1 pseudogene is annotated in these 552 nt (G+C 46.9%); it reads right to left on the bottom strand.

Annotated elements, in window-relative coordinates:
• Window positions 1–299: pseudogene (locus DXD25_RS16100) on the bottom strand (T9SS C-terminal target domain-containing protein); the annotation flags it as partial.
• Window positions 300–552: the final 253 nt, after the last annotated feature.

Here is a 552-nt window from a genome sequence, read left to right as displayed (position 1 = left end):
GTAGCCTGTGAGAGGTCGCCGTGCTTGAGGCTGGCACTCAGGCTGCGGAATCCGTCTGCGAGCCAGAGACTCGGATTGAAATTGAAGTAATGGACTGAACTGTTCGGAAGAGTAAGTTCAGACTTGACGCCACGGCTGTCCAATAGCATCAGCCGTATGGAATCCCCAGAGAAATCCTGCCAACGGTAATAACCTTGCAGGTCTGAGTTCAAAGGCGCAGTCTTGAACCACAGTTCGCTTCCGCTGACTCCTCCGGGCGTTTGTGCGAAACTGCCGAGAGCGAAGCCTAACAGTAACAAAGAAGTAAACTTTCTCATGCGCTGTCAATTTGGAGTGTTTGAAAAATATAAAAACGTATGTCTCTGCCGCGCAGGGAGAGACCAGTGAGAGAGAACGGACTGTTACTACGGAGAAGAATTGTGATATAGGCTGCTCCGTAAAGTCCTATTGTCACGTGGCAGGCCAACAGGCTTTACCACCAAAATAATGCTGCAAATATACAAAAATAATCTTAATAAACAGATATAATCTTTAAGAAATTTGCTGGTTTGG

Origin of the sequence: Prevotella sp. TF12-30 (assembly GCF_003436715.1) — a bacterium.
GTDB lineage: Bacteria > Bacteroidota > Bacteroidia > Bacteroidales > Bacteroidaceae > Prevotella > Prevotella copri_A.
This window is presented reverse-complemented; position numbering and strand designations above follow the sequence as displayed.